Raw genomic sequence first — 4,424 nt, 5'->3', positions numbered from 1 at the left:
CCATAACCGGCCGCCCGCCGGAAAACGTGATGGTGCCGCTGCATGTCTCGGCCCTGACGGCCCAGCGCGGGGCCATGCAGATTACCGGCAATGGTGACGCCAACCTGACCGGACATACCGATGCCTCGTCCGCCACCGGCCATATACAGGTGCAGAATCTGGAGGCCGTGATCGACACCCTGCGCAACGCAGGCCAGACACGGGCCAGCGCGGCGCTGATTCTGGCCAAGCTGTTTGGCCACAAATCGGCATCAGGCGGCACGTCTTGGGACGTAAGCTGGGAAGGCGGTGTGATGACCGTCAACCATATCCCGCTGCCCATTCATTAGGGCATGTCTGGGATGGACCAACCCATAACGGAGTAATGGCGGGAAGGTATCCCGGGTTCCCCGTTACGGGCGGCGACCTTTCGCGCCGTCCGCCTTTGCGCCGCACATGACGGGCGGACCGCCCTTCCCGTCCGGTCTTCCGGACAGGGGAGCGGCCTCGCGTTTTCAGGCCGGAATACCCGCATCCTCCCGCGCCAGCCCCACCAGCGCCGTCAGCACCCTGCGCGCCTGCGCTATGCGCTGGGCGTTGGTCATTTCGCGTATGATGGCCAGCTTGTGGTCGGGACGCAGGCGGACATTGGCTTCCTTCTGCCGGGCGATCCACGCCACTAGCCCCGCCGGGTTGGCGAATGTATTGCCCCGGAACTGGATGACCATGCCCTTGGGGCCGGCTTCCAGCCGTTCCACGCCCGCCGCGCGGCACATGCGCTTCAGCGTGACCACGTCCAGCAGGTTGCGGACCTCATCGGGCATGGTGCCGAAACGGTCCACCAGTTCGGCTTCCATCGCCTCCACCTCGGCGTCATTGGCCAGTGCCGCGATGCGCCGGTACAGGCTCAGGCGCACCGGCAGGTCGGTCACGTAGGTATCGGGTATCAGCACCGGCAGGCCCAGGATGATGTTGGGCGTCCAGTCGCGGTCCTGCAGTTTGCGCCGTCCTTTTTCGGTGCGCAGGTCGGCGACCGCGTCCTCCAGCATCTGCTGGTAGAGTTCGATGCCCACCTCACGGATATGGCCGGACTGTTCATCACCCAGCAGGTTGCCCGCGCCGCGCAGGTCCAGGTCATGTGACGCCAGCGTGAAGCCCGCGCCCAGCGTGTCGAGTGTCTGCATGACTTCCAGCCGCTTCTGCGCCGCGGCTGAAAGCACATGTGTCTGCGGCCATGTCAGGTAGGCGTAGCCGCGCTGCTTGCCGCGCCCGACCCGCCCGCGCAACTGGTAAAGCTGGCCCAGCCCGAACATGTCGGCCCGGTGGATGATGAGCGTGTTGACCGCAGGCATGTCCAGCCCGCTTTCCACGATGTTGGTGGAAAGCAGGATGTCGTATTTGCCATCGCTGAATTCGGTCATGACCCGTTCCAGCTCGGTAGGTGTCAGGCGGCCATGGGCCTGCACCAGCCGGGCGTCGGGCACGATCTCGCTCAGGCGCGTGGCCATGCGGTCCAGATCCTCGATCCGGGGCACGACGCAGAACACCTGCCCGCCACGGAAACGCTCGCGCTGGATCGCCTCACGGATCACCACGCTGTCGAATGGCATGATGAAGGTGCGTACCGCCAGCCGGTCGGTGGGCGGCGTTGCGATCAGGCTCATTTCCCGCACGCCGGTCAGGGCGAGCTGCAGCGTGCGCGGCAGCGGGGTGGCCGACAGGGTCAGAACATGCACGTCTTCGCGCAGCGCCTTGAGCTTTTCCTTGTGCGCCACGCCGAAATGCTGCTCCTCATCCACGATCAGCAGCCCGAGATCGGCGAATTTGACGGTCTTGGCCAGCAGCGCATGGGTGCCGATCACGATATTGACCGTGCCATCGGCCAGCCCCCTGCGTACGGCGGTGGCTTCCTTGGCCGTGACCATGCGCGAAAGCTGCGCCACATTGACCGGAAGCCCCGCGAAGCGCGCCGAGAAGGTGCGGTAATGCTGGCGCGCCAGAAGCGTGGTCGGCACCACCACCGCCACCTGCGCGCCGGACATGGCGGCGACGAACGCCGCGCGCAGGGCGACTTCCGTCTTGCCAAAGCCGACATCGCCACAGACCAGCCGGTCCATCGGCTTGCCCGAAGCCATGTCCTCCAGCACGTCCGAAATGGCGCGGGACTGGTCCTCGGTCTCGATGAAGGGGAAGCGGGCGCAGAATTCGTCCCACATCCCGTCTTCGGGGGTGAGCGCCGGGGCTTCGCGCAGCGCGCGGGCGGCGGCGGTGCGGATCAGTTCCCCCGCCATGTCGCGGATGCGCTGCTTCATCTTCGCCTTGCGCGACTGCCACGAGGCGCCGCCCAGCCTGTCCAGCGCCACATGCGCCTGATCCGAGCCGAAGCGGCTGAGCAGTTCGATATTCTCGACCGGCAGGAACAGCTTTTCATTGCCGTCATAGATCAGGCGCAGGCAGTCATGCGGCGCCGTGCCCACGCCAATGGTTTCAAGCCCGTCATACCGGCCGATGCCATAATCCTGATGGACGATCAGGTCGCCTTCCGCGATTTCGGACGCCTCGGAAATGAACTGGTCGGCCTTCTTGCGGCGGCGTGGCGGGCGCGAAATCCGCTCACCCAGCAGATCCTGCTCGGACACGAAGGCCATGTTATCGGCCACGAAGCCCCGGTCCAGCCCCAGTGTCAGCAGGCCCACGGTGCCGGGGCGCATCTTCCGGGCTTCCTGCCATGTGGCGAAGGTCTGTACCGGCAGGCGGTATTCGCGCAGCAGCACGCCAATCCGCTCGCACGATCCCCGGCTCCATGCCGTGACATAGGCGCGCCGGCCGGTCTGCGCCCATTCATCCACCGCGCATGCAGCATGGGGAAGACGTTTTCACGCCCCTCGGTCACGGTCTTGGCGAACATCTGGCCGGGCCTGCCGCCCGCGTCCATGCCCGGCGCGCCGTCGGGCTGGGCGAAGGGCATGAACACCACCGCTTTCCTGCCGCTGATCATCGCATCCCACCCCTTGCGGTCGAGATACATGAGATGCGGCGGCAGCGGGCGGTAGGGCACCTCCCCTTCCCGCGTGGGCTGCTTGCGGGCGTCGAAATGGTCCGCGATCATTTCCAGCCGGGCGGCCAGCACTTCCTGCGCCTGATTGGCGAGCGAGATGGAAACGCCGGGCAGGTAGTCCACCAGGGTTTCCATATGTTCATGGAACAGGGGCAGCCAGTGCTCCATCCCCGCGTGGCGTCGCCCCTCGGATATATGCTGATACAGCGGGTCACTGGCGGCGGCGGGGCCGAACAGGTCGCGCCAGCCGGTGCGAAAGCGAGAGATGGACGCGGGATCGAGGCTGAAATCAGCCACCGGCCGCATGGTCAGGCTGTCGATCGGGGCGGTGGAAAGCTGGGTGGAGGGATCGAAGCGGCGGATGTTCTCCACCTCGTCGCCAAACAGGTCGAGGCGTACCGGCTCGGCCTCACCCGCGGGAAAAATGTCAAAAATGCCACCACGGGTGGCGAACTCGCCCTGATCCATCACCGTATCGGTGCGGTTGTAGCCATGGGCGATCAGCAGTTCCATGAGGAACGGCGCATCAAGGCTTTCGCCCGTCTTTATTGTTATCGACTGCCCCGCGAAGGCCGCGCGCGGGGCCACGCGCTGCACCAGCCCGCTGACCGTGGTCAGCACGATGCGGGGTGACGTGGCCTTTTCGAGCAGGCGGGTCAGGGTCGCCACCCGTTCCGCCACGATGGCGGGATTGGGGGAGACACGGTCATACGGCAGGCAGTCCCAGCCGGGAAAGCGCAGGATTTCCGCCTTGGGCGCGATAAAGCCCAGCAGGTCCGCGATGCGCGCCATGCCCGCGTCATCGCGGCAGACATGCAGCACGGGCCCGTCATGCTCATCCATCCGGCGGGCCAGAAGGAAGGCGTCATACCCGTCGGGCACGCCCCATACGGGCACCGGCGCGCCGGGCGCCAGCGAAAATCCCGCCGTATCGTTCATCTTCCGCCCCGGATCGCCGCAAGACGCGCGGGGTCGGTGGCGTCGGCCATGATTTCGCGCATCATGGGGGTATCAAGTCCGGGCGGTACGGGGCGGCGGCCGCTCAGCCAGTCCGCCAGGTCCGCGTCCGGCAGGTCCATCACTTCCTCCAGCGCGTCAAGCTGGGCATCGGTCATGGTTTCGAGCCGGGGGGCGACGAACCCGCCAATCAGCACGTCCGTTTCATGTGTGCCACGATGCGTGGCGCGGTAATATATCCGTCGCCGCCGTGTATCGAGGCGCGAGAGATCAGGAGTCATGGCTTCCATTGCGTTCCACCCCGTAATGGTTGTGTTTTGTTCCGTAACGCAGGTGTCCTATAGCCGTCATGCGGGCATCTGTCAGCCCGTATGACCGCCCTATGACACAGATGCTACCCGCAGGATAAACACCGCGTGCCCGATACGAC

The 4,424-nt window shown here is 65.8% G+C and carries 1 protein-coding gene and 2 pseudogenes; 1 reads left to right on the top strand and 2 read right to left on the bottom strand.

Going from position 1 to position 4,424, the window contains the following annotated elements; translation table 11 throughout:
* Positions 1-329: pseudogene (locus JCM25156_RS09890) on the top strand (hypothetical protein); the annotation flags it as partial.
* 165 nt (positions 330-494) lie between these two features.
* On the opposite strand, the pseudogene mfd reads toward JCM25156_RS09890, so the two are convergent.
* A pseudogene (mfd, locus tag JCM25156_RS23245) lies at positions 495-3,976 on the bottom strand (transcription-repair coupling factor).
* Positions 3,973-4,284: a succinate dehydrogenase assembly factor 2 gene (locus JCM25156_RS09880; RefSeq protein WP_025812949.1), complete on the bottom strand. Its 312-nt coding sequence runs from the start codon at positions 4,282-4,284 to the stop codon at positions 3,973-3,975. The pseudogene mfd and the gene JCM25156_RS09880 overlap by 4 nt, the downstream one beginning before the upstream one ends.
* Positions 4,285-4,424: the final 140 nt, after the last annotated feature.

The sequence above is a fragment of the Komagataeibacter kakiaceti JCM 25156 genome (assembly GCF_000613305.1).
This window is presented reverse-complemented; position numbering and strand designations above follow the sequence as displayed.